The following is a 23,403-nucleotide window of genomic DNA, read 5'->3' on the forward strand; positions in this document are numbered from 1 at the left end:
AAAAACTGTTCGGTACTGGTTAGAGGAAACCCGCAAGGCCCGCAATCAGGCATTGACGCACGGACCCCGCGCGGGCGCCGGCGCCCGCGGGCGGGCGGGATCGCGGCCCGCGGCATCGGGCCGGACCGCGCCGGCGGCGCGCCGCGCGGGGATGCAGGGCGCGCGTATCCACCGCCCCCGGCGCGCACGGACCGCCCCCGACATGCGCGGTTTTTCGCGACGCTCCCTTGAAACGGTCGCGCGCATGGGCGATGTGGGTCTGACCCTTTCCTGATCGGAGCACCCCCGTGGCCCTGCCCGTGCGCGAACAATTCAAATACTGGGGCGTCGCGGCGGCGGTGTTCCTGGTCGTCATGTGGTTTCTGGGCGATGTGTTGCTGCCGTTCCTGCTGGGCGGTGCGATCGCGTATTTGCTCGATCCGGTGGCCGACAGGCTCGAACGGCTGGGGCTGAGCCGGGCGCTGGCCACGGCGCTGATCACGCTGGTGGCGGTCCTGATCTTTGTCGCGATGGCGCTGCTGGTGATCCCGACGCTGGTGCAGCAGTCGGTCAACCTGTTCAACATCGCCCCCGAACTGGCACGGAATTTCACCGATTTCCTGACCGCGCAGTTTCCCGGCATCCTCGACGAAGGCTCCACCCTGCGCAGGTCGATCAACACCATCGGCGAAACGGTGCAGGCCAAGGGGGGCGAGTTGCTGAACACCGCGCTGTCCTCGGCGGCGTCGATCATCAATATCGTGGTGTTGCTGGTGATCGTGCCGGTGGTTGCGGTCTATCTTCTGCTCGACTGGGACAGGATGGTCGCGCGGGTCGATGAATTGCTGCCGCGCGATCACGCCCCCACCATCCGGCAACTGGCGCGCGACATCGACAAGACGCTGGCGTCGTTCATTCGCGGCATGGGCACCGTCTGCGTGATCCTGGGCGCCTATTACGCCATCGCGCTGATGCTCGTGGGGCTGCAATTCGGACTGGTGATCGGCTTCGTGGCGGGGCTCATCACCTTCATTCCCTATCTCGGCGCGCTGATCGGCGGGGCGTTGGCCATCGGTCTGGGCCTGTTCCAGTTCTGGGGCGAATGGGTGTCGCTGGGCCTGGTCGCGGGCATTTTCGTCGTCGGACAGGTGATCGAGGGCAATGTGCTCACGCCCAAGCTGGTGGGCGACAGCGTCGGCCTGCACCCGGTGTGGCTGATCCTTGCGCTGTCGGTCTTCGGGATGCTGTTCGGCTTTGTGGGTATGCTGGTGGCCGTGCCCGTGGCCGCGGCGCTGGGGGTGATCGCGCGATTTGCGGTCGATCGCTACAAGAGCAGCCTGCTGTATCGCGGCACGTCAGACCGCGCCAAAGCCCGCGACACCGACGCCTGACATGACCCGGCAGCTCAGCTTCGATCTTCCTGCGCGGCCCGCGCTGGGACGCGACGATTTCATGGTCGCCCCGTCCAACGCCATTGCCGTGGCGATGATCGAGAACTGGCAGGGCTGGGCGGGTGGCAAGCTGGCGCTGACCGGGCCACCGGGCGCGGGCAAGACGCATCTGGCGCATGTCTGGGCCGCCGCCGCCGACGCGCGGATCGTGCCCGCGCGCGATCTGGCCGGGGCCGACATACCGTCGCTGGCGCAGACTTGCGTCGCGGTGGAGGACGTGCCCGCGATCAAGGGCGATATCGCGGCGCAGACCGCGCTGTTTCACCTGCACAACCTGGTATTGTCGGAGGGCCGGTCGCTGCTGCTGACGGGGAGCGGTGCGGTGCCGCACTGGCCGCTGGATCTGCCCGATCTGGTCAGCCGCATCGCCGCCGCGCCCACCGCCGCGCTCGATCCGCCCGACGATGCGCTGCTCTGCGCCGTTCTGGCCAAGCTGTTCGCCGACCGTCAGCTGACGCCGAAACCCGATGTGATCCCCTATCTGGCGCGCCGCATGGTCCGGTCCTTTGCCGCGGCGGGCGATCTGGTGGCGGCGTTGGACAGCGCGTCGCTGGCGCGGCAGAGGCCCGTCACCCGCGCACTGGCGGCGCAGGTGCTGGACAATGGGCCCACGGGCGCGCGATAGTTGTCGCGCAGCCGTCACAGTCCGACAGCACCAAGGCCCTTATGACCGACACTCCGTTTCTCAGCGATTTCCTGCGCGCCGATTTTCCGCCGGCCACCGAACTGCACGACCTGGACCTGTCCGGCCCGGCGCGGTTCTTCAACCGAGAGTTGAGCTGGCTGGGTTTCAACTGGCGCGTGGTGGAGGAGGCGGAAAACCCGCGTGTGCCGTTGCTGGAGCGGCTGCGCTTCTTGTCGATCTCCGCCACCAATCTCGACGAATTCTACACCGTGCGCGTCGCGGGCCTGCGCGAACTGGCGCACGCGGGCAACACCACGCCCGCGGCGGACGGGCTGACCCCGGCCGAACAGCTTGTTCTGATCGACGAGGACGCGCGCAAGCTGATGCAGACCCAGCAGCGCGTTCTGGTTGAACTGCTGGCCGAGATGGAAGCGCAGAACATCTGTGTGCTGCGCGCCGCGGACCTGACCCAGGCGGATCGCGATTACCTTGCCGATGTGTTTCTGACGCAGGTTTTCGCGGTTCTGTCGCCGCTGGCCATCGACCCCGCGCATCCCTTTCCCTTCATCCCCAACACCGGCTACGCACTGGCGCTGCAGCTTGAGCGCATGTCGGACAAGCGCCCCTTGCAGGCGCTGCTGCCGATCCCGGCGCAGATCGACCGCTTCATCGCGCTGCCCGCAGAGGATGACGCGCAGCGGTTCCTGCCGCTCGAAGATCTGCTGGTGCTCAACATCGACGGGCTGTTTCCGGGCTACAGGCTGAAGGCGCATTTCGAATTCCGGGTGCTGCGCGACAGCGACCTGGAGGTCGAGGAGGAGGCCGAGGACCTGGTGCGGGAGTTCGAAGTGGCGCTCAAGCGTCGCCGCCGCGGCGAGGTGGTGCGGCTGACGCATTCCGCCGGCGCGCCGCCCAAGCTCAAGGCCGTCATCATGGAGGAGCTTAACGTCGATCTGGACGAGGTCATCGAAATCGACGGCATGATCGGCATGGCCGACCTGAGCGAGCTTGTGCTGGACAGCCGTACCGATCTGCTCTGGCCGCAGTTCATCCCGCGCATCCCCGAACGCGTGACCGACCACGACGGCGACATGCTGGCGGCGATCCGCACCAAGGACATGCTGCTGCATCACCCCTACGAGACCTTCGACATGGTGGTGCGGTTCCTGCAGCAGGCGGCGCGCGATCCGCAGGTGGTGGCGATCAAGCAGACGCTGTACCGCACATCGCGCGACAGCCCGATCGTCGAGGCGCTGTGCGAGGCGGCCGAAGACGGCAAATCCGTCACCGCGCTGGTCGAATTGAAGGCGCGCTTTGACGAGGCCGCGAACATCCGCCAGTCGCGGCGGCTGGAGCGCGCGGGCGCGCATGTGGTCTATGGGTTCCTGGACCTCAAGACGCATGCCAAGATCAGCACGGTGGTGCGCCGCGAAGGCAACCAATTGGTGACCTACACCCATTACGGCACCGGCAACTATCACCCGATCACGGCGCGGATCTATACCGACCTGTCGCTGTTCACCTGCGATCAGCGGTTGGGGCGCGACGCGACGAAGGTGTTCAACTACCTGTCCGGATATGCCCAGCCCGACAGCCTCGACAACCTTGCGATATCGCCCACGACCCTGAAACCGCGCCTGTTGGAGATGATCGCGGCGGAGGCGGATTACGCCCGTGCGGGCAAGCCCGCGGCGATCTGGGCCAAGATGAATTCGATCATCGACGCCGACATGATCGACGCGCTTTACGACGCCAGCCAGGCGGGCGTCAGGATCAGCCTTGTCGTGCGCGGCATCTGCGGGCTGCGCCCCGGTATCAGGGGACTGAGCGAGAACATCCGCGTCAAGTCCATCGTCGGCCGGTTTCTCGAGCACAGCCGCATCATCTGTTTCGGCAACGGGTCGGGCCTGCCGCACAAGAAGGCGCGGGTATTCATGTCCTCGGCGGACTGGATGGGGCGGAACCTCAATCGTCGGGTGGAAACGCTGGTCGAGATCGAGAACGCCACCGTCAAGGCGCAGATCGTCAGCCAGATCATGGCGGCCAACCTGGCCGACGTGGCGCAAAGCTGGGTCATGGGGCCGGACGGGCATTTTGCCCGCCCCGCGGTCGAGGACGGCACATTCGCCTTCAGTTGCCACCGGTTCTTCATGGAAAACCCATCGCTTTCGGGGCGCGGAACGGCGGGTGCGTCGGATGTGCCGCAACTGACCCACACCGAGGATTGAGCCGCGGCGTCGCCGATTGACGGCCTGACCGCTTTGTCGCAGTCTGCCGTTCAATCACGAGGCCGAGGATCCGCATGACCGACACCGCCCAGCCCACGATCGACGGCCAGCACGATGTTTCGCATCCCGATATGGGCCTTTTCGGGCGCCCGCTGTTCGAGGATCCCGGCGCGCGGGCGCTCAGCCGGGTGGGCGTGGTCGATGTGGGGTCGAATTCGGTCCGTTTCGTGGTGTTCGACGGCGCGGCGCGCAGCCCGGCGTATTTCTACAACGAAAAGATCATGTGCGCCCTGGGCGCGGGCCTGTCCGAGACCGGCACGCTGAGCCCCGAGGGGCGGGTGCGCGCGCTCAGCGCTTTGCGCCGGTTTCAGCATCTGGCCGAGGGCATGAACCTGCCCGCGCTGAGCGTGGTGGCCACGGCGGCGGTGCGCGATGCCACCGACGGGCCGGATTTCTGCGCCGAGGTGCGGCGCGAGACCGGCCTGCGCATCTGGGTCATCGACGGCGAGGAAGAAGCGCGGCTGTCGGCGCAGGGTGTGTTGCTGGGCTGGCCGGGCGCGTATGGGCTTGTCTGCGACATCGGCGGATCGTCGATGGAACTGGCGGAGATTTCCGGCGGGCGCGTGGGCCGGCGGGTCAGCTCCAGCCTCGGGCCGCTCAAACTGCGCGACATCAAGGGCGGCAAGAAGGGCCGCAAGGCGCAGATCAAGGAAACCATGCAGCAATTGCAGGAGGTGATGGGGCCGCAACGTGACCGGTTGTTCCTGGTGGGCGGATCGTGGCGTGCCATCGCGCGGATCGACATGTACCGCCGCGGCTATCCGCTGCATGTGCTGCACGAATACCGCATGACCGCGCGCAGCGTCGGCGCGACGGTCAAGTTCATCAAATCCGCCGATCCCGATGTGCTGCGCGGATCGTGCGGCATTTCATCGGCGCGGATGTCGCTGGTGCCCTATGCCGCCGAAGTGCTGAGCCAACTGGTCAAGAATTTCAAACCCAAGGATATCGCGATTTCCAGCTACGGCATCCGCGAGGGGATGCTGTACGAGCAGATGCCGCAACGCCTGCGCGACCGCGACCCGCTGATCGAAGCCTGCCGCTTTGCCGAGGCCAAGGATGCACGGATGCCGGGGTTCGGCCGGTCGCTCTATGCCTTCATCAACCCGATCTTCAAATCCGTGCCCGACGCCCGCAAGCGGCTGATCAAGGCCGCCTGCCTGCTGCATGACGTAAGCTGGCGCGCGCATCCCGATTACCGGGCGGAGACCTGTTTCGACAATGCCACCCGCGCCAACCTCGGCGGGCTGAAACATTCCGAACGGGTGTTTCTGGGCCTGGCGCTGCTGCACCGGTATTCCAACAAGCGCAACGGCACGCGGTTTGACGATCTTTACGGGCTCATCGACGAGCGGATGGAAAGCGAGGCCGAAGTTCTGGGCAAAGCGATGCGCTTTGGCGCGATGCTGTGGATGACGCAGGACGCCGAACGCGGTGTGTTCCGGTGGTATCCCAAGAAAAAGCTGCTTGAGCTGCGGCTGACGCCCGCCATGGTCCCGCTGTTCGGCGAGGTGGCGGAAGCGCGGCTGATGTCGCTGGCGGCCTCGCTCGGGGCCGAGGTCAAGGTCAGGAAAGTCAAGGCCAACACGCCGCCGCCCGACCCCGCCTAGATGTCGATTTCGTCCCCCGGCGCGGGTGTGTCGGCGGGCGCGCGATCCGCGGGCGGCTTGCGGCGAATGATGATGTCGCCGTTGGGCAGCATTTCGGGCGGCTCATAGACGCTCCAGTCCTCGACCTCCTCCACCAGATCGCGCAGTGCCGGGCCCATCCGGTCGACAAAGGCCTGCATCCCCTGCAACGCCGGGCCCATCTCTTCCAGCAGACCTTCGAGGAACATCTGCGCGCCGCGCTGCATCAGCGAGGGCGCGTCGTCCTCCTGCGCGGCCAGCGGGGCGGCAAGCAGCAGGGCGGCGGCAAATGGTGCGATGAACCGGGGCATGACGCCACTATACGCGCCCGCCGCCCGAATTTCGAGAGCGATCAGAGCGCCAGATCGAGCGTCACGGGGAAATGATCCGACGCGGTGACGAGTGCGTCGCGCAGCACCGCATCGCCCCAGCATTCCGGATCGTCGAGCGGATGCCAGATGCGCCAGCGCGCATCGCGGGCGCGCAGGTCCGGCGTGACCATGATGTAATCCAGCATGGCCTGCAAGAAACGATTTTCGGGCCTGATCCAGAATCGTGCGCTGGTCGGCACCGCCTTGAGCGGCCCTGCCAGCGCCAGCCGCGCATGCGGGTCATAGAGCTCCGTGCCCATCACGATCTCGACCGAGGAGCGGCCGAACAGAGCCTCGTAGGCGTCGAGCCCCGGACCGTCGTTCAGGTCGCCCAGTACGATCAGCGGCGTGCCCTGGGCCAGGTGCTGCTCGATCCGGCGGCGCAGCCAGATCGCCTGGGCCAGTTGCTTGCGGCGGTTGGCGATGGCCGCGGCCATGATCTGCTGCGCGCCGTTGGCGCCATGCGGGGCCTTGGATTTCAGATGCGCGCCGATCATCCGGAAGGCAAAGCCGCCGTGCGTGACCACGCTCAATTCCAGCGGCGGCTTGGAAAAGGTCACGCTGTCCTCGGTGGCGTCGATATCGAGGTCGATCCGGAACGTGCGGTCGAAGCGCGGGGCGTGGTCGCCATCCGACATCGGGGCGTGCCTGGCGCTGATCCGGTCCGGATCGTAGAGCAGGGCGATTTCCTGCTGGGTATCGTTGGAAAACCCCATCACCGCCTCGCGGGTGCGCAGCCCGTAATGCGCGGCAAAGGCTTCGAGCGCGGCGCCGGTGCGGCGGCGCCGGCTGGTATCGGGGGCCTCGACGATCAGCACCGCGTCGGCATCGATGCGGTCGAACACCAGCCCCAGCGCATCAGCCTGCGCGCGCCGCGTGACCTTGTAGCGCGACGACCACGTGTCATCGGTCAGCAGGCGGTTGTCGTCGTCGAACAGCCCGGTGAACCATTCGATGTTGTAGGTGGCAAAGCGCATCACGCCGCCTTGCGCGAGATTTCTTCCCAGGCGCGGTTGATGTCGGCCATGCGCTTTTGCGCCAGTTGCAGCGCCTCTTGCGGCACGCCGCGCGCGATCATCGCGTCGGGGTGGTTTTCGCGCACCAGGCGGCGCCAGGCGCGGCGCACCTCCGCCATCGGCGCATCGGGGCTGACGCCCAGCACCGAATAGGGATCCTGCGCCGTATCGGGGGCAAAGCGCATCCGCAGACGCGCGAAATCGCGCGGCGGCAGCGCGAAGATCTCGGCCACCCGTTCCAGAAACGCGTCCTCGTTCGGGTGGTACTCGCCGTCGGCCACCGCAATGTGGAACAGTCCCTCCAGCAGATCGCGCAGCGTGTCGGGCTGGCCGTCGAACATGGACCGGATGCGCGCCGCGTAATCCTCGAAGCCGGCCACGTCCTGCCGGGCGAGGTTGAACACGCGCGCCGCCCCGGCCTCGGCCTGCGGCGGGATGTGGAACACCTCGCGAAAGGCGGTCACCTCGTCGCGGGTCACCTGGCCGTCGGCCTTGGCCATCTTGGCGCCCAGCGCGATGACCGCGATGGTGAACGCGACAGAGCGTTCCGGCGGGCTGCGCAGGCGGTCGAACACGGCCGACAGCCCCTCGCCCTTGGCAAGGGCCGACAACGCGTCAGAGATGCGGGACCAGATCGACATGAGCGCGACCTTACCCTGCCCGGCGCTGACTGTCAGGGCATGGAACGCCGGTTACAGGATTTTTTGCATTAGAATCAGGTCCAGCCAGCGCCCGGCCTTGTGCCCGACCTGCGGCATCCGGCCGACTTCGGCAAATCCGGCACACGCGTGGAACGCGGTGGCATTGGGGTTTTCACCGCTGATCGCGGCCACCATGACGTGATGGCCCATGCCGCGCGCCGCGGCTTCGGCCGCCTGCATCAGCCGGCGCCCCAGCCCAAGGCCCTGTGCGCGCGGCGCCAGCATCACGGTATGCTCGACCGTGGCGGCATAGCCGGGACCGGAGCGAAACGCGCCGAAGGTGACGAACCCGGCAAATGCGCCGTCGTGATCGGCCGCGAAAAACGCGCCCGGTCGCGCGGCCAGCAGGGCGGCGATGTCCGCCTGGGTCTTTTCGACGGTGGTGAAGGTGGCGAGGGTATCGCGGATCATGCCGTTCCACAGGTCGCGGATGGCGGGTGCATCCGCCGCCGTCGCCGCGCGGACCGGGCCGCCGGTCATCCGCCGATCACGCGCCGGCCGTGTGGCGTGTCGAATTCCGCCATCATCCCGGCCTTGCCCACCTCGATGGACAGACGCGGATCGGCCATGTGCCGCCGCAGCGCGCCGGCCAGCGCGCCGCCCTGCGGATGGCGCACCACAAGCTGCGTGAGGCGCACACCGCTGGGCGGCAACCGCGTCGAGGGATGCGCGCCCGCCTGCCACTGGATCAGCGCCGGCGCGCAGTTGTCATGCGGCAGCATGCCGTTTTCGGGCACCGCCATGCGCCAATGCAGATCGCCGCGCGTCAGGTCGACCGGCGTGCCGAACCCGGCAGGCAGGGCCGCCAGCGCCGCGTCCAGATCGTCGGTCGCGCAGATCCAGTTGGTCAGCCGCGCGGGCCCGAAGAAGGCATCCAGATCGAACCAGCGCGGGCGCGTGGGATCAGGGGCGTCGGGGTCGATGGCGATCGCCTCGAGATAGAGGCCGTCCGCCAGCTCCAAAAGGCGATTGTGCGTGGAAAAGACATCATGGGCGCCACCGGGCTCCAGGCGCACGCCAAGGGCCGCCTCGACATGCTCGGTGGCCTCCTCCAGCGTTTCGCCTGAAATCGCAATGTGATCCAGCCGCATCGCCAGCCTCCCTACATGAACACGATCAAACCCATGACACCGCGAATACCTTCAATGCAGAGTTGCGGATTTTCAAGATCAAAACCGCACCGAACGCGGGCGGGGTCCGTGCCGAAGACCTGCGCCGCGATCCTGCGTCCTCGGGCGGGACACACCGGGCGGGCGCAAGACCGGAGGCGGCGGGACGGGGCGGGCTGCCTGCCCCCCCTTGCCCGCGCGCGCCCGACCCGGTCTCAGCCGCGCGTTTCGCGGATCAGCTTGAGGATATCCTGCGCCGCGTTGGGAATGTTCGTGCCCGGCCCGAAGATCGCCTTGACGCCGGCATCGTAGAGGAACTTGTAATCCTGCTGCGGAATGACGCCGCCGCAGATCACCAGGATATCCTCGGCGCCGGCATCCTTGAGCGCCTTGACCAGTTGCGGCGCCAGCGTCTTGTGCCCCGCCGCCTGGCTTGAGATGCCGATGACATGCACGTCGTTGTCCACCGCATCCTGCGCGGCCTCTGCAGGGGTCTGGAACAGCGGGCCCACATCCACGTCAAAGCCGATGTCGGCAAAGGCCGTCGCGATCACCTTGGCGCCGCGGTCATGGCCGTCCTGCCCCATCTTGACGACCAGCATCCGCGGGCGGCGGCCTTCGGCCTCGGCGAATTCCTCCACCGATTTCTGGATTGCGGCAAAGCCCTCGTCGCCCTCGTAGGCGGCGCCATAGACACCGGCGAGGGTCTTGACCTCGGCGCGGTGGCGGCCAAAGACGTCCTCCATCGCCATGCTGATCTCGCCCACGGTGGCGCGGGCGCGGGCGGCCTCGACCGCCGCCTCGAGCAGGTTGCCCCCCTCGCGCGCGCGGCGCGCGACCTCTTCCAGCGCGGCCAGGCAGGCAGGTTCGTCGCGGGTGCTGCGGACCTTTTCGAGGCGCGCGATCTGGCTGGCGCGGACCCTGGCGTTGTCGATGTCGAGAATGTCGATCTCGTCTTCGGTGTCGCGGCGGTACTTGTTCACGCCCACGATCACGTCGGTGCCGCGGTCGATCTTGGCCTGGCGGGTGGCGGCGGCCTCTTCGATCCTCAGCTTGGGCATGCCGCTGGCCACGGCCTTGGTCATGCCGCCCATCTCCTCGACCTCCTCGATCAGGGCCCAGGCGGCTTCGGCCATGTCGTGGGTCAGCTTTTCGACGTAGTAGCTGCCGGCGAGCGGATCGACGACATTGGTCACACCGGTTTCCTCCTGCAGGATCAGCTGCGTGTTGCGCGCGATGCGGCTGGAGAATTCGGTCGGCAGGGCGATCGCCTCGTCCAGCGCGTTGGTGTGCAGCGACTGCGTGCCGCCCAGCACCGCCGACATCGCCTCGTAGGCGGTGCGCACCACGTTGTTGTAGGGGTCCTGTTCCTGCAGCGACACGCCGGAGGTCTGGCAATGGGTGCGCAGCATCGACGACTTGGGGTTCTTGGGCTCGAACTCCTCCATGATGCGCGACCACAGCAGGCGGGCGGCGCGCAGCTTGGCCGCTTCCATGAAGAAGTTCATGCCGATCGCGAAGAAGAACGACAGCCGCGGCGCGAAGCGGTCCACGTCCATGCCCGCGGCGATGGCGGTGCGCACGTATTCGCGGCCATCGGCCAGCGTGAACGCCAGTTCCTGCACCAGGTTCGCGCCCGCCTCCTGCATGTGGTAGCCCGAGATCGAGATGGAGTTGAAGCGCGGCATCTCGCCGGCGGTGTATTCGATGATGTCCGCGATGATCCGCATCGAGGGTTCGGGCGGATAGATATAGGTGTTTCGGACCATGAATTCCTTGAGAATGTCGTTCTGGATGGTGCCCGACAACACGGCGGTATCATGCCCCTGTTCCTGTCCCGCGACGATGAAACTGGCCAGGATCGGGATCACGGCGCCGTTCATCGTCATCGACACGCTGACCTGATCGAGCGGGATGCCGTCGAACAGGATCTTCATGTCCTCGACGCTGTCGATCGCGACGCCGGCCTTGCCCACGTCGCCCTCGACCCGCGGGTGATCGCTGTCGTAGCCGCGGTGCGTGGCCAGATCGAAGGCGACCGAAACCCCCTGCTGCCCGGCGGCGAGCGCGCGGCGGTAGAAGGCGTTGCTTTCCTCGGCGGTGGAAAAGCCCGCATATTGGCGGATGGTCCAGGGGCGACCGGCGTACATCGTGGCCTTGACGCCGCGCGTATAGGGCGCCTCGCCCGGAACGCTGTCCAGGTGCGTCAGACCGGCGATGTCATCCTGGGTGTAAAGCGGGCTGACGTCGATGCCTTCCAGCGTGTGCCAGGTCAGGTCATCGAGGCTGCGGTTGCGCAACTCGCCTTCAGCGAGGCTGCGCCAGGTGGCTTTCTTGTCGGTCATGTGTCCGGTATCCTTGTGTCATTGCGCCGGGCGGCAAGGTGTTCCCCGCTCTTGTCCCGGTGCGGTCCTCTGTCAGGGTGGCCAGACCGTCTGCACCGGCGGTCAGCCACATGATATCATCCGCGTACACCTCGCGCAGTGCGGCACAGGCGGCGGCGTCGAAGGGGTGCCACCGTCCGGTGCCGTCGGGCAGACAGGTGGCATCCTGTCCCCGTTCGTGCAACCGGCGCCGCAGCGTCGGCAGATCGGGCGCCCGGTTCAGCCAGCGCAGGCCGCCATCCGCCGGCGCATCCAGCCCCGCGCCGAGGCGCAGCAGCGCATCCGAGCGGCCGGTGAACATCTCGAACGGCATGACCTGAATATCGACCTGTGGCGGCAGGGCACAGGCCAGATCGGTTATGACGTCACGCCATCCGCGCGTTTGACGCGCAATATGGTCCAGCGCGGCACCGCCCGGCAAGGGCAAGCCCCGCGCCACGCCATAGGCGATCATCGAGCTCCAGTAGAGATCCTGCGCGCGGGGGCTGATCACGACGCGTGTCAGGTGGCCGTCGAAGGCCCGCGCAAACCGTGCCATGCGTTCGCCGATCGCGGGATAGAGCGTACGCGCCCGCAGGTTGGCGCGGGCGCAGCCGATCATGTTCTCGTCGCTGACGACCAGCGACCGGACCCCATCCGCGCGGGCCCGCGCCAGATGCAGCCGTATGCGCCCTTCGGCCCGGCGGCACAGATCGCGGTGGCGCGCCGCCGCCGCACCGGGGATCAGCCCCGAAAACAGCCCGCGCCGCGTGCGGTAGGGTCCCCAGAAGCCGATGCCGCGCGTGGCAAGCGTTTCGCGGTGGCTGCGCATGTAGTCCTGAAAGGTGGTCGTGCCGGTGCGATGGGCCCCGATGTGCAGGATGACGTCCATGATGCGGGCTGCCTTTTGTGCGAATGCCGCCCCGACCGGCCAGACACTGGGGACGGTCGCGATCATGGCGCAAAACCCCTTGCTGTGCCTTTAATGGAAAAAAGCCCCGCCAAGGCCATCGCAATACCCTTGTCCCGGCTTATATCTAGTCCAGCAGGAGACCCTATGACCCGACTACTAGCCCTTGTTTTAGCTTGCGTTTTCGCGGTTCCCGCCGTGGCGCAAACCAGCGGCGAAGACCCCGACCAGGTGCTTGTGATCGGCATCGACGGCGCCGATTTGAACGAATTTATCTGGAAGAAACGCCCCATCGTCGTCTTTGCCGACAGCCCCAACGACCCGCTGTTCGAGGAACAGATGGAGCTTTTGCTGGCGCGGCCCGATGCGCTGCGCGACCGCGACGTGGTCATTCTGACCGATACCGACCCTTCGGCGCGGTCGGACCTGCGGATGAAACTGCGCCCGCGCGGGTTCATGCTGGTGCTGATCGGCAAGGACGGCGGCATCAAGCTGCGCAAGCCGTTTCCCTGGGACGTGCGCGAAATCTCCCGCAGCATCGACAAGATGCCCATCCGCCAGCGCGAAATCCGCAACCAGAAGAATTCGCGGTGACGTAGCACGCGCTTGCGGCATGCGGGGCGTTCACCTATATAGGTGGGGAACATGGGCAAGAGGCCGATCATGGAAAAAGATCCCAACATCCCGCTCACTCCGATCCCTGTGACCGGTCGGATGGGTCCGCGTCCCGGGTACTGAGCGCGGCACGCTGCAGGCGCTGCGTGACCTCCTCGGCCCGCGCGGGGCCGCCTTCGGAAAACCCCAGGATGATCGCCAGCGCATATTGGCCAAAGGAAAAGGCCTGTTTGCGCATCTCGGAATAATCCGCGTACATCACGATCCGCCGATCCTGCCCCAGCCTGCGAAAGGCGGGGCCGCGCATGTCGTCGGTAAAGGCGGAAATCGCCTTGATCTGGCGGTAATAGGCGACGATTGCGTCGATCGTCTGCCGCGGCAGGACATCGATTTCCGTGACCAGCGCGTCATAGATGTGATCGTGATGCTCGCGCGGGATGAAGGGGATGAAATCGGGATCGTCACGCATCCGCTGCAGGGTGGCCGCGACATGGGCGTCGGCGTCGCCCGCGTCCCACAGCGAGGCCAGGGTATTGCTGATCTCGGCATAGAGCGCCTTGTGATAATCGCGCATCCGCTCGGCCTTGGCGCCCGCCTTGCCCAGTTCGGTAAAGATCGCCGTGGTCAGCCAGCCCGTCGCGATCACCAGCCCCGCGATCAGCGCCTGCCACAGGCGCGGGTCCAGATCGACAAGATAGGACAGCGCCGCCAGCGGCAGCCCCAGCAGGATCCCCACCGGCAAGGCAATCGTCACGAAGAACTGCAGGATGATCTTGCGCGCGGTGCGCGCGGCCTCGCCAAAGGCAAAGGACGCCCCCAAAAGCACCAGCGCGCTCGCGCCGAGCGCCCAGATCAGGGTATCCTGTGCCGATGGCATGGCGTTATTCGAACTCCATGATGACGTCATCGACCGCAAGGCTGTCGCCCGCGCCCGCGTTGATCTTGGACACCTTTCCCTTGCGCTCGGCGCGCAGGATGTTTTCCATCTTCATCGCCTCGATGGTGCAAAGCGCCTGGCCGTCCTCGACCTCGTCGCCCACGTCGACGTTGAGCTTGACCACCAGTCCGGGCATCGGGCACAGCAGCAGCTTGGACGTGTCGGGCGGTAGTTTTTCCGGCATCTTGCGCGCCAATTCCGCCTGTCGCGGGGTGCGCACATGCACCTTGAGGTCGGCGCCGCGCGTCCGCACGCGAAAGCCGCCCGAGATCTTGCCGACCTTGAGCACCAGCGGCGCATCGTCGACCGACATCTTGGCAAGCTGGTCGCCCGGGGTCCAATCGCCGCTGACGCGCATTTCATCGCCATCGTCGAAGTGCACGGTCGATCCCGCGGGGTCGGCGTTGATGACCACGTCATAGGACTGGCCCTGGATCGCGACGTTCCAGTCGCTGCCGACCTTGCGTTCGTGGTTGTCCATCCGTCCCGACACACGGGCGCGCCGGATCTCGGCCACGCGGTGCATCGCGGCGCAGGCGGCGGCGACGCGGCGCAGTTCTCCCTCGGGCAGGGTGACACCGTTGAACCCGTCGGGGAATTCCTCGGCGATGAAGGCGGTCGTCATGTCGCCGCTGATGAATTTCGGGTGATCCATCACCGCCGAGAGGAACGGCAGGTTGTGACCGATGCCCTCCACCTCGAAACTGTCGAGCGCCACGCGCATCGCCTCGATCGCCTGCGCGCGGGTGGGTGCCCATGTGCACAGCTTGGCGATCATCGGGTCGTAGTACATGCTGATCTCGCCGCCCTCGAACACGCCGGTATCGTTGCGCACGATGGCATGGTCGCTGCCCACCTCCGCGGGCGGACGGTAGCGCGTCAGCCGCCCGATGGACGGCAGGAAGCCGCGATAGGGATCCTCGGCATAGAGCCGGTTCTCGATGGCCCAGCCCTTGAGCTTGACATCGTCTTGGGTGATCGACAGCGGCTCGCCGTTGGCCACGCGGATCATCTGTTCGACCAGATCGACCCCGGTGATCAGTTCGGTCACGGGGTGTTCCACCTGAAGGCGTGTGTTCATTTCCAGAAAGTAGAAATTCTTGTCGCCGTCGACGATGAATTCCACCGTCCCGGCAGAGGCATAATCGACCGCCTGCGCCAGCGCCACGGCCTGTTCGCCCATCGCGCGGCGGGTCTCCTCGTCGAGAAACGGGCTCGGGGCTTCCTCGACGACCTTCTGGTTGCGGCGCTGGATCGAACATTCGCGTTCGCCCAGGTAGATGCCGTTGCCGTGGCTGTCGCAAAGCACCTGGATTTCGATATGGCGGGGTTGGGTCACGAATTTCTCGATGAAGATCCGGTCGTCGCCAAAGCTGCTGGCCGCTTCGTTCTTGGACGACTGATAGCCCTCGCGCGCCTCTTCGTCGTTCCACGCGATCCGCATGCCCTTGCCGCCGCCACCCGCACTGGCCTTGAGCATCACCGGATAGCCGATCTGGTTGGAGATCTTGACCGCCTCGTCCGCGTCCGCGATCAGGCCCATGTGGCCCGGCACCGTGCTGACGCCCGCTTCGGCGGCGATCTTCTTGGAGGTGATCTTGTCGCCCATCTTTTCGATGGCACCCACCGGCGGGCCGACAAAGGCGACCCCGGCGGCGGCCAGCGCCTCGGCGAACTTGGAATTCTCGGACAGGAAACCGTAGCCGGGGTGCACCGCTTCGGCGCCCGAAGCCTTGATCGCCTCCATCACGTTGTCGATCACGATATAGGACTGGTTCGCCGGCGGCGGGCCCACGCGCACGGCCTCGTCGGCCATTTCGACATGCAGCGCGTTTTTGTCGGCGTCGGAATAGATGGCGACGGTCTCGATGCCCATCTTGCGCGCGGTCTTGATGACGCGGCAGGCGATTTCGCCCCGGTTGGCGATCAGGATCTTCTTGAACATATGGTGTCCTTTACTGACGAGTTTGGGGGCACGCAAAGGGCCGGCCGGGCCGCCCTGTCCTGCGTGAAATGCAAAAAGGCTGCATGCGGCACGCGCATACAGCCTTGGGTGGTGGTGTGCGGGGCTTGCGCCCTCAGGGACGTCCGATCAGTTGCAGCGGCCCGGATAGAGCTGGCAATAGGCGACGTTGCCGGCCGCGCCGATGGCAGCCCCCTTGGCAAGGCTGTTGTTGGTGATGACAGCAGCGCCCGCCCCGATGGCCGCCCCGCCGAGGGCCTGATCGCCCAGTGTTTCGCCGCAGGCCGCGAGGCCTGCTGTCGCTGCAAGAGCAAGGAATACGCCTTTGATACGCATTGTGTTCGTCCTTTGTTGTTCGGTCTCTTCGAGCGTCCAACGCGCCGTGGGCTGGATTGTTCCTGAGCGCCAGACGCGTTTCGGGGATGGACGGACCGTGTCGACCGATATGACCGTGTTGCTCGTCCCGCCGGCCCAAAAAAGACGGGCAGCCATGTCGCATAGGCGGATAGCTGCCCGTCAAGGGAAGGGGTACGAAAATGATATGCGACCCCAGTCCAGGGATAAGGAACCGGAGCCGCAAAAGTGACCCTGCCCTGAGCCGATGCGCAGGCCAATCGTGTATTTTCGCGGCGCGAAAAATGAGCCATTGCCCGCTTGTCCGCGCTTGCGTCAGGCAGAAAAGCGCCGATCATGAGCCGAAGACATCCGGAAAGGACGCCCGCGCCACGCGTTCGTCGATCTGCAAAAGCGCCTCGTAATCAGTGGGATCGAAGTCTTCGTCGACCGCGACGACCTCGCGTCCGAAAAACCACGACAACCGTCCCGCGTCCAGGTTGCCGCGCTCGAACGGTTCGCTGCCGAAGTGGTCCCACAGCGCCTGCAGGAACCCGGTATCGGCCCGCCGGTCCGCTGGCCTGCGGTCGGAACGGCGTTCGCGCGCGACAAGCGGGGTGGCGCCCTTGGGGTTGGCGCGTCTGATGGTGAATTGGAAATCCGTGCCCGCCAGACGGCCGGGAAACCCGCGATGCTTGATCATAGGGCCCCCCGGAACATGGGGCCAAGCGGGGTCAGGACAGGCGCGAACGCCTGTCCTGCGGGTATGTTACTTGTACTTGCCGGTGTACACGGGCTCGACCGAAATGGGCTCGGGCTCGACGACGACAAATTCTTCTTCTTGCTGCGCGCAGGCTGCGATTGTTGCGACAAAGCCGAACATGGCCAGCAATTTGATGCTCTTCGACATCTGGGTCTCCTGTCTGTTACGTTCCGGATCGTAGCGCACGGCTGTGCGCCCACGGCCCCTCTTGAGGTAAGGGATCCTTGGGGTGTCCCTCGCGCCACCCTACGCCATGAAATCGCGAAAGGAAATCGGGGAACATTCAATCGCCAGTTCTGTGATACCAAAGCCTCAACCGGACGGGTCGCCTGATCGGGCATCGCAATATCTTGTAGTGTCATCAGTAGCCTTCCCAGATGCAGATGCCGTTTTCGACGCGAAAGGCGTCGATATACTGGGTCGCGTCGGGATCCGACTGGCCGAAATCAACCGCGCGATCCGCCAGCGAAATCACCACGACCTCGCCCGCCAGATCAAATTCGTCGAGATAGGGCAAGGCCACCGTCGCGCAAAGATACGTCATGTCGGGCTCGACCTCGGCAAAGCCAAGCTGCCCGGTGTCGCGCGCGATCTGCGGCGCGAGAAATCGAAAGCGGATCCAGTGCTCGGCGCCGACGTGATCGACCAGCACCTCGTAGAGTTCGACCGTCTGCCCCGAGGGCAGACCGGAGCCCCCGGTGCCCGCCGCGGGCCCGGCCAGCACGCAGGCCAGCGCAAGGCAGGCGGGCCGGATCACGGGGCGGCCTCGTCTTGGGTCGCGAATGCGGCCGGGCTGACGATTTCGATCAGTTCCATGTCGTCGGAATGGCGCACTTCGCGGTGCCGGATGCCCGGCGGCTGCAGCACGCACGAGCCCGCGCGCAGGACATGCACGCCGCTGTCCTCGTATTCGAATTCGACCCAGCCCTTGGTGACATAGACCATCTGGAAGGCGAGGTCGTGGCTGTGCCATGTGCCGGGGCTTTCCATGCCGGGCACTGCCCGGATCACATGCGCGGCATAGGCGCCGCGGGTCGCGTCGCGGATCCCAAGATCGCGGTATTCAAAGAAGGGCCGCAGCCCCTGCCCCTTGAACGCGCCATCGTCGGCATGGGCAATGCTGAAGGCCTGGTTGCGCCAGAGCCGGGTCATGCCGCGCCCTCCGGTCGGCGCGCCACGCAATCGATTTCGACCAGCGCGCCCACGGCAAGCGCGGTCACACCGACGGTGGTGCGCGCGGGCAGCCGACCCGGTGCGAAATAGCTTTTGTAGAGGGTGTTGAAGGCGTCGAAATCGCGTTCGAATTCAGTCAGGTAACAGCGGCATTGCACGATGTCCGCCAGACCGAGCCCCAGCCCCGTCAGCACGGTTTCAAGGTTGGCGATGACCTGCCGGGTCTGCGCGGCGATGCCCTGGGCCAGGGGCGCGTCGGGTGCGCCGGGCACGGTCGGCATCTGGCCGGTCAGGATCACCCAGCCGTCCGCTTCCGTCGCGTGGGAAAACGGCCCCACCTGCGCGGGCGCGCCCGGAACCTCGTGGAACAGGGTCATGGACGCACCGCCGTCAGTGGGTGCGCAGCGCCTCGATCAGCTCGTCCTTGGTCATGCCTGAGCGCCCGTCGATCCCGATCTCTTTGGCGCGGGCATAAAGGGCATCGCGGGTCCACTCCTCGTAGGGTGGGGCCTTGCCGCCCTTTTGCGATGGCGACTGATCCTCGCTGGCCTGCGCATTGGCGATGCGCGCGGCCTTCTCCTTGGACGCGCCCTGCGCGCGCAACGCCTCGTAGGTGTCTTCGTCCTTGATCGACGGGGCATGCTTTTTGGCCATGGCTCTCTCCTTCGAAAGCCAACGCCGCGTGCGCCTTTGGTGTTCCGCGCACCGTCACAGCGGAATGTTGTCGTGCTTTTTCCACGGCATCCGCGCCTGTTTGTTGCGCAGGCTCGCAAAGGCGCGGGCGATGCGTTTGCGGGTGGTGCGCGGCATGATCACCTCGTCGATGAACCCCCGTTCGGCGGCGACGAAGGGATTGGCAAAGCGCGCCTCGTAATCGGCGGTGTGCTGCGCCAGCTTTTCGGGGTTCTTGAGGTCGGCGCGGTGGATGATCTCGGTCGCGCCCTTGGCGCCCATCACGGCGATCTCGGCCGTGGGCCAGGCATAGTTGAAATCCGACCGCAGGTGCTTGGACGCCATCACGTCATAGGCGCCGCCATAGGCCTTGCGGGTGATGACCGTGACCATCGGCACGGTCGCCTGGCCATAGGCAAAGAGCAGCTTGGCGCCGTGCTTGATCACGCCGCCGAATTCCTGCCCCGTGCCCGGCAGGAAGCCCGGCACATCCACCAGCGTCAGCAGCGGAATTTCGAAGGCATCGCAGAACCGCACGAAGCGCGCGGCCTTGCGGCTGCTGTCGATGTCGAGGCATCCGGCCAGCACCATCGGCTGGTTGGCCACGACGCCCACGGTGCGCCCCTCGAGACGGATGAACCCGGTGATGATGTTCTTGGCGAATTCCTCCTGGATTTCGTAGAAATCGCCCTCGTCGCCCAGCTTGAGGATCAATTCCTTCATGTCGTAGGGCGTGTTGGCGTTTTCCGGCACCAGCGTGTCGAGCGACGGCTCGATCCGTTCGGGATCGTCGAAGAACGGTCGGACCGGGGGTTTTTCACGGTTGTTGGCGGGCAGGAAATCGACAAGGCGGCGGACCTCTGCCAGCGCCTCGACGTCATTTTCGAACGCGGCATCCGCAACGGAGGATTTGCGCGTGTGGGTGGTCGCCCCGCCCAGTTCCTCGGCGGTGACCTGTTCGTTGGTCACGGTCTTCACCACATCGGGGCCGGTGACGAACATGTAGGAGCTGTCTTTGACCATGAAGATGAAATCGGTCATCGCCGGGGAATAGACCGCGCCGCCGGCGCAGGGGCCCATGATGACGCTGATCTGCGGAATGACGCCCGAGGCCTCGATATTGCGCTGGAACACCTCGGCATAGCCGGCCAGCGATGCAACGCCTTCCTGGATGCGCGCGCCGCCCGAATCGTTGATGCCGATGACGGGCGCGCCGTTCTGCACCGCCATGTCCATGATCTTGCAGATTTTCTGGGCGTGGGTTTCCGACAGCGATCCGCCGAACACGGTGAAGTCCTGGGAGAACAGGTACACAAGGCGGCCGTTGATCGTGCCCCAGCCCGTGACGACGCCGTCGCCCGCGGTCTTGTTCTGCTCCATCCCGAAATCGGTGCAGCGGTGGGTGACGAACATGTCGAATTCTTCAAAGCTGTCCTCGTCCAGCAACAGCTCCACCCGCTCGCGGGCGGTCAGCTTGCCGCGGCTGTGCTGGGCATCGATCCGCTTTTGCCCGCCGCCCATCCGGGCGGTTTCGCGGCGGATTTCCAACTGTTCCAGAATATCTTTCATGGGGCACCCTCTGACACGTGATTTGGCGCAGTCTAGCCAAGCGCAGGCCGCAATCCGAGGGAAATCTGGCAAATTTGCATAATTTATTCAGCACGGGATCAGCAAACTGCAAATCTGCAAATACATGCATATGCATATCAGCTATGCGTGGACAAGCGCGGCGGCCCGGACTAATTGCTTGCCATGCAAAAAGCACCATTGGTCCGGTTTCTCGACCGCGCGACCCCGCCCCATATCGCCACGCTGATCCTGCTTTCGGGCATGTCCGCAATGGTGATGAACATGTTCCTGCCCAGTCTGCCGAACATGACCGAGTATTTCCAGACCGAATATCGGCTGATGCAGCTTTCGGTGGCGTTGTATCTGGCGGTCAGCGCGATCCTGCAGATCGTGATCGGCCCGATTTCCGACAACATGGGCCGGCGTCCGGTGATCATGTGGGGGCTGGGGTTGTTCCTGCTCGCGACACTGGGCTGCATCTATGCGCCCAGCGCCGAAGTTTTCCTGGTCTTTCGCATGTGCCAGGCGGTGATTGCCGTCGCGATGGTGCTCAGCCGCGCGGTGGTGCGCGACATGTTCGCCCAGGACCGCGCCGCGTCGATGATCGGCTATGTGACGATGGGCATGGCCGTGGTGCCGATGCTCAGCCCCGCCCTGGGCGGTGTGCTGGACGAGCTGTTCGGCTGGAAGGCGAACTTCTGGGCGCTGTTCCTTCTTGCCGCGCTGACGCTGTGGCTGACCTGGGCGGATCTGGGTGAAACCGCCGTGAGTTCGGGCAAGACGCTGCGCGCGCAATTCGCCGAATATCCCGAGCTTCTGACCTCGCCGCGATTCTGGGGCTATTCGCTGGCGGCAAGCTTTTGTTCGGGGGCGTTCTTTGCCTACCTCGGCGGTGCGCCTTTCGTGGGCAGCGTCGTGTTCGGCATGTCGCCATCGGAACTGGGGCTGTATTTCGGGGCCCCGGCCATCGGCTATTTCGCCGGCAACTTCGTCACGGGGCGCTATGCCACGTATTTCGGCATCAACAAGCTGGTCCTGTGGGGCAGCCTGGCCAATTCGCTGGGCGTTCTGGTGTCCCTGATCGTCTTTTGGGCGGGGTACGGCAGCCCGGTCAGCTTTTTCGGGCTGATGACGCTGGTGGGGGTGGGCAATGGCCTGGTCATTCCCAACGCCACCGCGGGGATGCTGTCGGTGCGCCCCCATCTGGCGGGCACGGCCTCGGGCCTTGGCGGGGCGATCATGATCGGCGGGGGTGCGATGCTCAGCGCGCTGGCAGGCGCATTGCTGACACCATCGACGGGCGCCTATCCGCTGCTCTACATCATGCTCAGCACGTCGACGGCGGGCGTGGGCGCGATCGCGGTGGTCTATCGCCGCGAACGCCGGATCGGACTGCGCCGCGCGCCAGAGTGACCGGCGCCCTCTGACCGCGTGGCGTTAAGCGCGCGTTAACCCTGATCCGCCACCTTGCGAGCATCGGTTTGCAAAGCTACGCTGCGAGCGGTTGCAAATTTGCAAAGGGCGGTCCGGGATGGCGACACAAAAATTATACGCAGGCGCCAAGCTGCGCGAATTGCGCACGCGGATCGGCCACACCCAAAAGGATTTCGCCGCCAAGCTGGGCGTGTCCCTGCCCTATCTCAACCAGATGGAAAACAACAACCGCCCCGTCAGCACCACGGTGGTTCTGGCGCTGGCGCAGGAATTCGGGCTGGACGTGACCGAATTGTCGGCGGGTGACAGCGAACGATTGGTCAGCGACATGCGCGAAGCGCTGGCCGACCCGGTCTTTGCCGACGGCGTGCCGCCGATGGCCGACCTGCGGCTGACCGCCTCCAACGCGCCGGCGCTGGCGCGGGCGTTTCTGGAACTGCACCGCAGTTACCGCCAGACGCAGGAACGGCTTGCCTCGCTCGACGAGGCACTGGGCCGCGAGGATGCCCGCGCCACCCCCAGCCCCTGGGAAGAGGTGCGCGATTTCTTTCACTATTGCGACAATTACATCGACGCGGTGGATCGCGCCGCCGAAACCTTTGCGCACAAGCACGGCAGTCACCGCAATATCCGCGTCGCCGCCGTGTCGGCGCTGGCCAACAGCGGCGTGCAGGTGGCATTTGCCGATACAGACCGGATGCGCGCCTATGACCCGGACGCGGGCCGCGTCACCCTGTCCAGCCGCGCCAGCCCCGAGACGCAGACCTTTCAGATGTTGCTCCAGGTCGCGCTGATCCGGCACGCGCCGCTGCTGGATGCCACGCTTGACCTGGCGCGGTTTCACAGCACCGAGGCACAGGGCATCGCCAAGATCGGATTGGCCAACTATTTCGCAGGCGCGGCCTTGATGCCCTATGGCGCGTTCCAGGATGCCGCCGCCGCCTGCCGCCACGACCTGGAGGTACTGGCCAGCCAGTTCGGCGCCTCGATCGAACAGGTGGCGCACCGGTTGTCGACGTTGCAGCGCCCGCGCGCCAAGGGGATTCCGTTTTTCTTCGTGCGCGTCGATCAGGCGGGCACCATCACCAAGCGCCATTCGGCCACGCGGCTGCAATTCGCGCGCTTTGGCGGGGCCTGCCCGCTGTGGAACGTGCACCGTGCGTTCGAGACACCGGGCCGCTTTCTGCGCCAGTTGGCCGAAACCCCCGATGGTGTGCGCTATATCAGCCTGGCGCGCGACGTGACGAAACCGGCGGGGCGGTTCGGCGCGCCGGTGCGCCGCTTTGCCATCGCCCTGGGCTGCGAGGTGCGCCACGCGCGCGATCTGGTCTATGCCGACGGTCTTGACCTGGGGCGTGCGGGCGCGTTCGAACCGATCGGAATTTCGTGCCGGATCTGCGAACGCAAGGAGTGTCACCAACGCTCCGTTCCGCCGCTGGAGCGGCGGCTGCGCGTCGATCCCAACACCCGCGACGTGCTGCCCTATAGCGTCGAATGACGCCT

General features: G+C 65.8%; 24 protein-coding genes. 7 read left to right on the plus strand and 17 right to left on the minus strand.

Annotated features, from left to right (window positions below):
* Positions 1 to 287: 287 nt before the first annotated feature.
* From FDT80_RS16765 to FDT80_RS16780, 4 genes are all read left to right on the plus strand, one after another.
* Positions 288 to 1,370, plus strand: a complete 1,083-nt coding sequence (locus tag FDT80_RS16765) for an AI-2E family transporter (protein WP_138663475.1) — start codon at positions 288 to 290, stop codon at positions 1,368 to 1,370.
* A gap of 1 nt (position 1,371) precedes the next feature.
* Positions 1,372 to 2,055 carry a P-loop NTPase family protein gene (locus tag FDT80_RS16770; protein ID WP_138663476.1) on the plus strand — a complete coding sequence of 228 codons (684 nt, stop codon included), beginning with the start codon at positions 1,372 to 1,374 and terminating at the stop codon, positions 2,053 to 2,055.
* A gap of 41 nt (positions 2,056 to 2,096) precedes the next feature.
* Positions 2,097 to 4,283 (plus strand): RNA degradosome polyphosphate kinase, encoded by a 2,187-nt coding sequence (locus FDT80_RS16775; RefSeq protein ID WP_138663477.1) that lies wholly within the window; start codon positions 2,097 to 2,099, stop codon positions 4,281 to 4,283.
* Between the two features lie 74 nt (positions 4,284 to 4,357).
* Positions 4,358 to 5,953 (plus strand): Ppx/GppA family phosphatase, encoded by a 1,596-nt coding sequence (locus tag FDT80_RS16780; RefSeq protein ID WP_170311916.1) that lies wholly within the window; start codon positions 4,358 to 4,360, stop codon positions 5,951 to 5,953.
* On the opposite strand, the gene FDT80_RS16785 is transcribed toward FDT80_RS16780, so the two are convergent.
* The 7 genes from FDT80_RS16785 to FDT80_RS16815 all read right to left on the minus strand — a co-directional run bounded on the left by FDT80_RS16785 (position 5,950) and on the right by FDT80_RS16815 (position 12,489).
* A complete protein-coding gene (locus tag FDT80_RS16785) occupies positions 5,950 to 6,282 on the minus strand; it encodes a hypothetical protein (protein ID WP_138663478.1) in 333 nt (110 codons plus the stop codon). The genes FDT80_RS16780 and FDT80_RS16785 overlap by 4 nt on opposite strands.
* A gap of 41 nt (positions 6,283 to 6,323) precedes the next feature.
* Positions 6,324 to 7,319, minus strand: a complete 996-nt coding sequence (locus tag FDT80_RS16790; RefSeq protein ID WP_138663479.1) for an endonuclease/exonuclease/phosphatase family protein — start codon at positions 7,317 to 7,319, stop codon at positions 6,324 to 6,326.
* Positions 7,319 to 7,999, minus strand: a complete 681-nt coding sequence (locus tag FDT80_RS16795; protein WP_138663480.1) for a molecular chaperone DjiA — start codon at positions 7,997 to 7,999, stop codon at positions 7,319 to 7,321. The genes FDT80_RS16790 and FDT80_RS16795 overlap by 1 nt, the downstream gene beginning before the upstream one ends.
* A 51-nt stretch (positions 8,000 to 8,050) precedes the next feature.
* The gene (locus FDT80_RS16800) at positions 8,051 to 8,539 is read right to left on the minus strand and encodes a GNAT family N-acetyltransferase (protein ID WP_138663481.1); all 489 of its coding nucleotides are present in this window, start codon (positions 8,537 to 8,539) and stop codon (positions 8,051 to 8,053) included.
* Positions 8,536 to 9,150 carry a VOC family protein gene (locus FDT80_RS16805; RefSeq protein WP_138663482.1) on the minus strand — a complete coding sequence of 205 codons (615 nt, stop codon included), beginning with the start codon at positions 9,148 to 9,150 and terminating at the stop codon, positions 8,536 to 8,538. The genes FDT80_RS16800 and FDT80_RS16805 overlap by 4 nt, the downstream gene beginning before the upstream one ends.
* A 233-nt stretch (positions 9,151 to 9,383) precedes the next feature.
* On the minus strand, positions 9,384 to 11,513 hold the full coding sequence (gene scpA, locus FDT80_RS16810; RefSeq protein ID WP_138663483.1) for a methylmalonyl-CoA mutase: 2,130 nt from the start codon (positions 11,511 to 11,513) through the stop codon (positions 9,384 to 9,386).
* Positions 11,476 to 12,489: a hypothetical protein gene (locus FDT80_RS16815; RefSeq protein WP_246039988.1), complete on the minus strand. Its 1,014-nt coding sequence runs from the start codon at positions 12,487 to 12,489 to the stop codon at positions 11,476 to 11,478. Before FDT80_RS16815 ends, scpA begins: the two co-directional genes overlap by 38 nt.
* Positions 12,490 to 12,588: 99 nt before the next feature.
* Here FDT80_RS16815 and FDT80_RS16820 point away from each other — a divergent pair, with 99 nt between their 5' ends.
* On the plus strand, positions 12,589 to 13,035 hold the full coding sequence (locus FDT80_RS16820; protein WP_138663484.1) for a DUF4174 domain-containing protein: 447 nt from the start codon (positions 12,589 to 12,591) through the stop codon (positions 13,033 to 13,035).
* Between the two features lie 94 nt (positions 13,036 to 13,129).
* Here the strand turns inward: FDT80_RS16820 and FDT80_RS16825 are convergent, their stop codons facing one another.
* From FDT80_RS16825 to FDT80_RS16865, 10 genes are all read right to left on the minus strand, one after another.
* On the minus strand, positions 13,130 to 13,933 hold the full coding sequence (locus FDT80_RS16825; RefSeq protein WP_138663485.1) for a hypothetical protein: 804 nt from the start codon (positions 13,931 to 13,933) through the stop codon (positions 13,130 to 13,132).
* 4 nt (positions 13,934 to 13,937) lie between these two features.
* The gene (locus tag FDT80_RS16830; protein WP_138663486.1) at positions 13,938 to 15,938 is read right to left on the minus strand and encodes an acetyl-CoA carboxylase biotin carboxylase subunit; all 2,001 of its coding nucleotides are present in this window, start codon (positions 15,936 to 15,938) and stop codon (positions 13,938 to 13,940) included.
* Positions 15,939 to 16,085: 147 nt separating this feature from the next.
* Positions 16,086 to 16,292, minus strand: a complete 207-nt coding sequence (locus FDT80_RS16835) for a hypothetical protein (RefSeq protein ID WP_138663487.1) — start codon at positions 16,290 to 16,292, stop codon at positions 16,086 to 16,088.
* Between the two features lie 352 nt (positions 16,293 to 16,644).
* Positions 16,645 to 16,992: a hypothetical protein gene (locus FDT80_RS16840; RefSeq protein WP_138663488.1), complete on the minus strand. Its 348-nt coding sequence runs from the start codon at positions 16,990 to 16,992 to the stop codon at positions 16,645 to 16,647.
* A gap of 66 nt (positions 16,993 to 17,058) precedes the next feature.
* Positions 17,059 to 17,199 (minus strand): hypothetical protein, encoded by a 141-nt coding sequence (locus FDT80_RS18945; RefSeq protein WP_170311917.1) that lies wholly within the window; start codon positions 17,197 to 17,199, stop codon positions 17,059 to 17,061.
* A 214-nt stretch (positions 17,200 to 17,413) separates the two neighbouring features.
* Positions 17,414 to 17,809 carry a DUF6497 family protein gene (locus FDT80_RS16845; protein ID WP_246039989.1) on the minus strand — a complete coding sequence of 132 codons (396 nt, stop codon included), beginning with the start codon at positions 17,807 to 17,809 and terminating at the stop codon, positions 17,414 to 17,416.
* A complete protein-coding gene (locus FDT80_RS16850; protein ID WP_138663489.1) occupies positions 17,806 to 18,204 on the minus strand; it encodes a cupin domain-containing protein in 399 nt (132 codons plus the stop codon). Before FDT80_RS16850 ends, FDT80_RS16845 begins: the two co-directional genes overlap by 4 nt.
* Positions 18,201 to 18,602, minus strand: coding sequence for a RidA family protein (locus FDT80_RS16855; protein WP_138663490.1), 402 nt, complete (start codon positions 18,600 to 18,602; stop codon positions 18,201 to 18,203). Before FDT80_RS16855 ends, FDT80_RS16850 begins: the two co-directional genes overlap by 4 nt.
* A 13-nt stretch (positions 18,603 to 18,615) precedes the next feature.
* The gene (locus FDT80_RS16860; RefSeq protein ID WP_138663491.1) at positions 18,616 to 18,879 is read right to left on the minus strand and encodes a DUF7218 family protein; all 264 of its coding nucleotides are present in this window, start codon (positions 18,877 to 18,879) and stop codon (positions 18,616 to 18,618) included.
* 54 nt (positions 18,880 to 18,933) lie between these two features.
* The gene (locus FDT80_RS16865) at positions 18,934 to 20,466 is read right to left on the minus strand and encodes an acyl-CoA carboxylase subunit beta (RefSeq protein ID WP_138663492.1); all 1,533 of its coding nucleotides are present in this window, start codon (positions 20,464 to 20,466) and stop codon (positions 18,934 to 18,936) included.
* Positions 20,467 to 20,649: 183 nt separating this feature from the next.
* Between FDT80_RS16865 and FDT80_RS16870 the strand changes: the two genes are divergently transcribed.
* Together FDT80_RS16870 and FDT80_RS16875 are read left to right on the plus strand one after the other, a co-directional pair.
* Positions 20,650 to 21,879, plus strand: a complete 1,230-nt coding sequence (locus FDT80_RS16870; RefSeq protein ID WP_138663493.1) for a multidrug effflux MFS transporter — start codon at positions 20,650 to 20,652, stop codon at positions 21,877 to 21,879.
* Between the two features lie 118 nt (positions 21,880 to 21,997).
* Positions 21,998 to 23,398 (plus strand): helix-turn-helix domain-containing protein, encoded by a 1,401-nt coding sequence (locus tag FDT80_RS16875; RefSeq protein ID WP_138663494.1) that lies wholly within the window; start codon positions 21,998 to 22,000, stop codon positions 23,396 to 23,398.
* The last annotated feature ends 5 nt before the right edge of the window (positions 23,399 to 23,403 follow it).

Source organism: Sulfitobacter sabulilitoris (assembly GCF_005887615.1).
In the GTDB taxonomy this organism is placed as follows: Bacteria; Pseudomonadota; Alphaproteobacteria; order Rhodobacterales; family Rhodobacteraceae; genus Sulfitobacter_E; species Sulfitobacter_E sabulilitoris.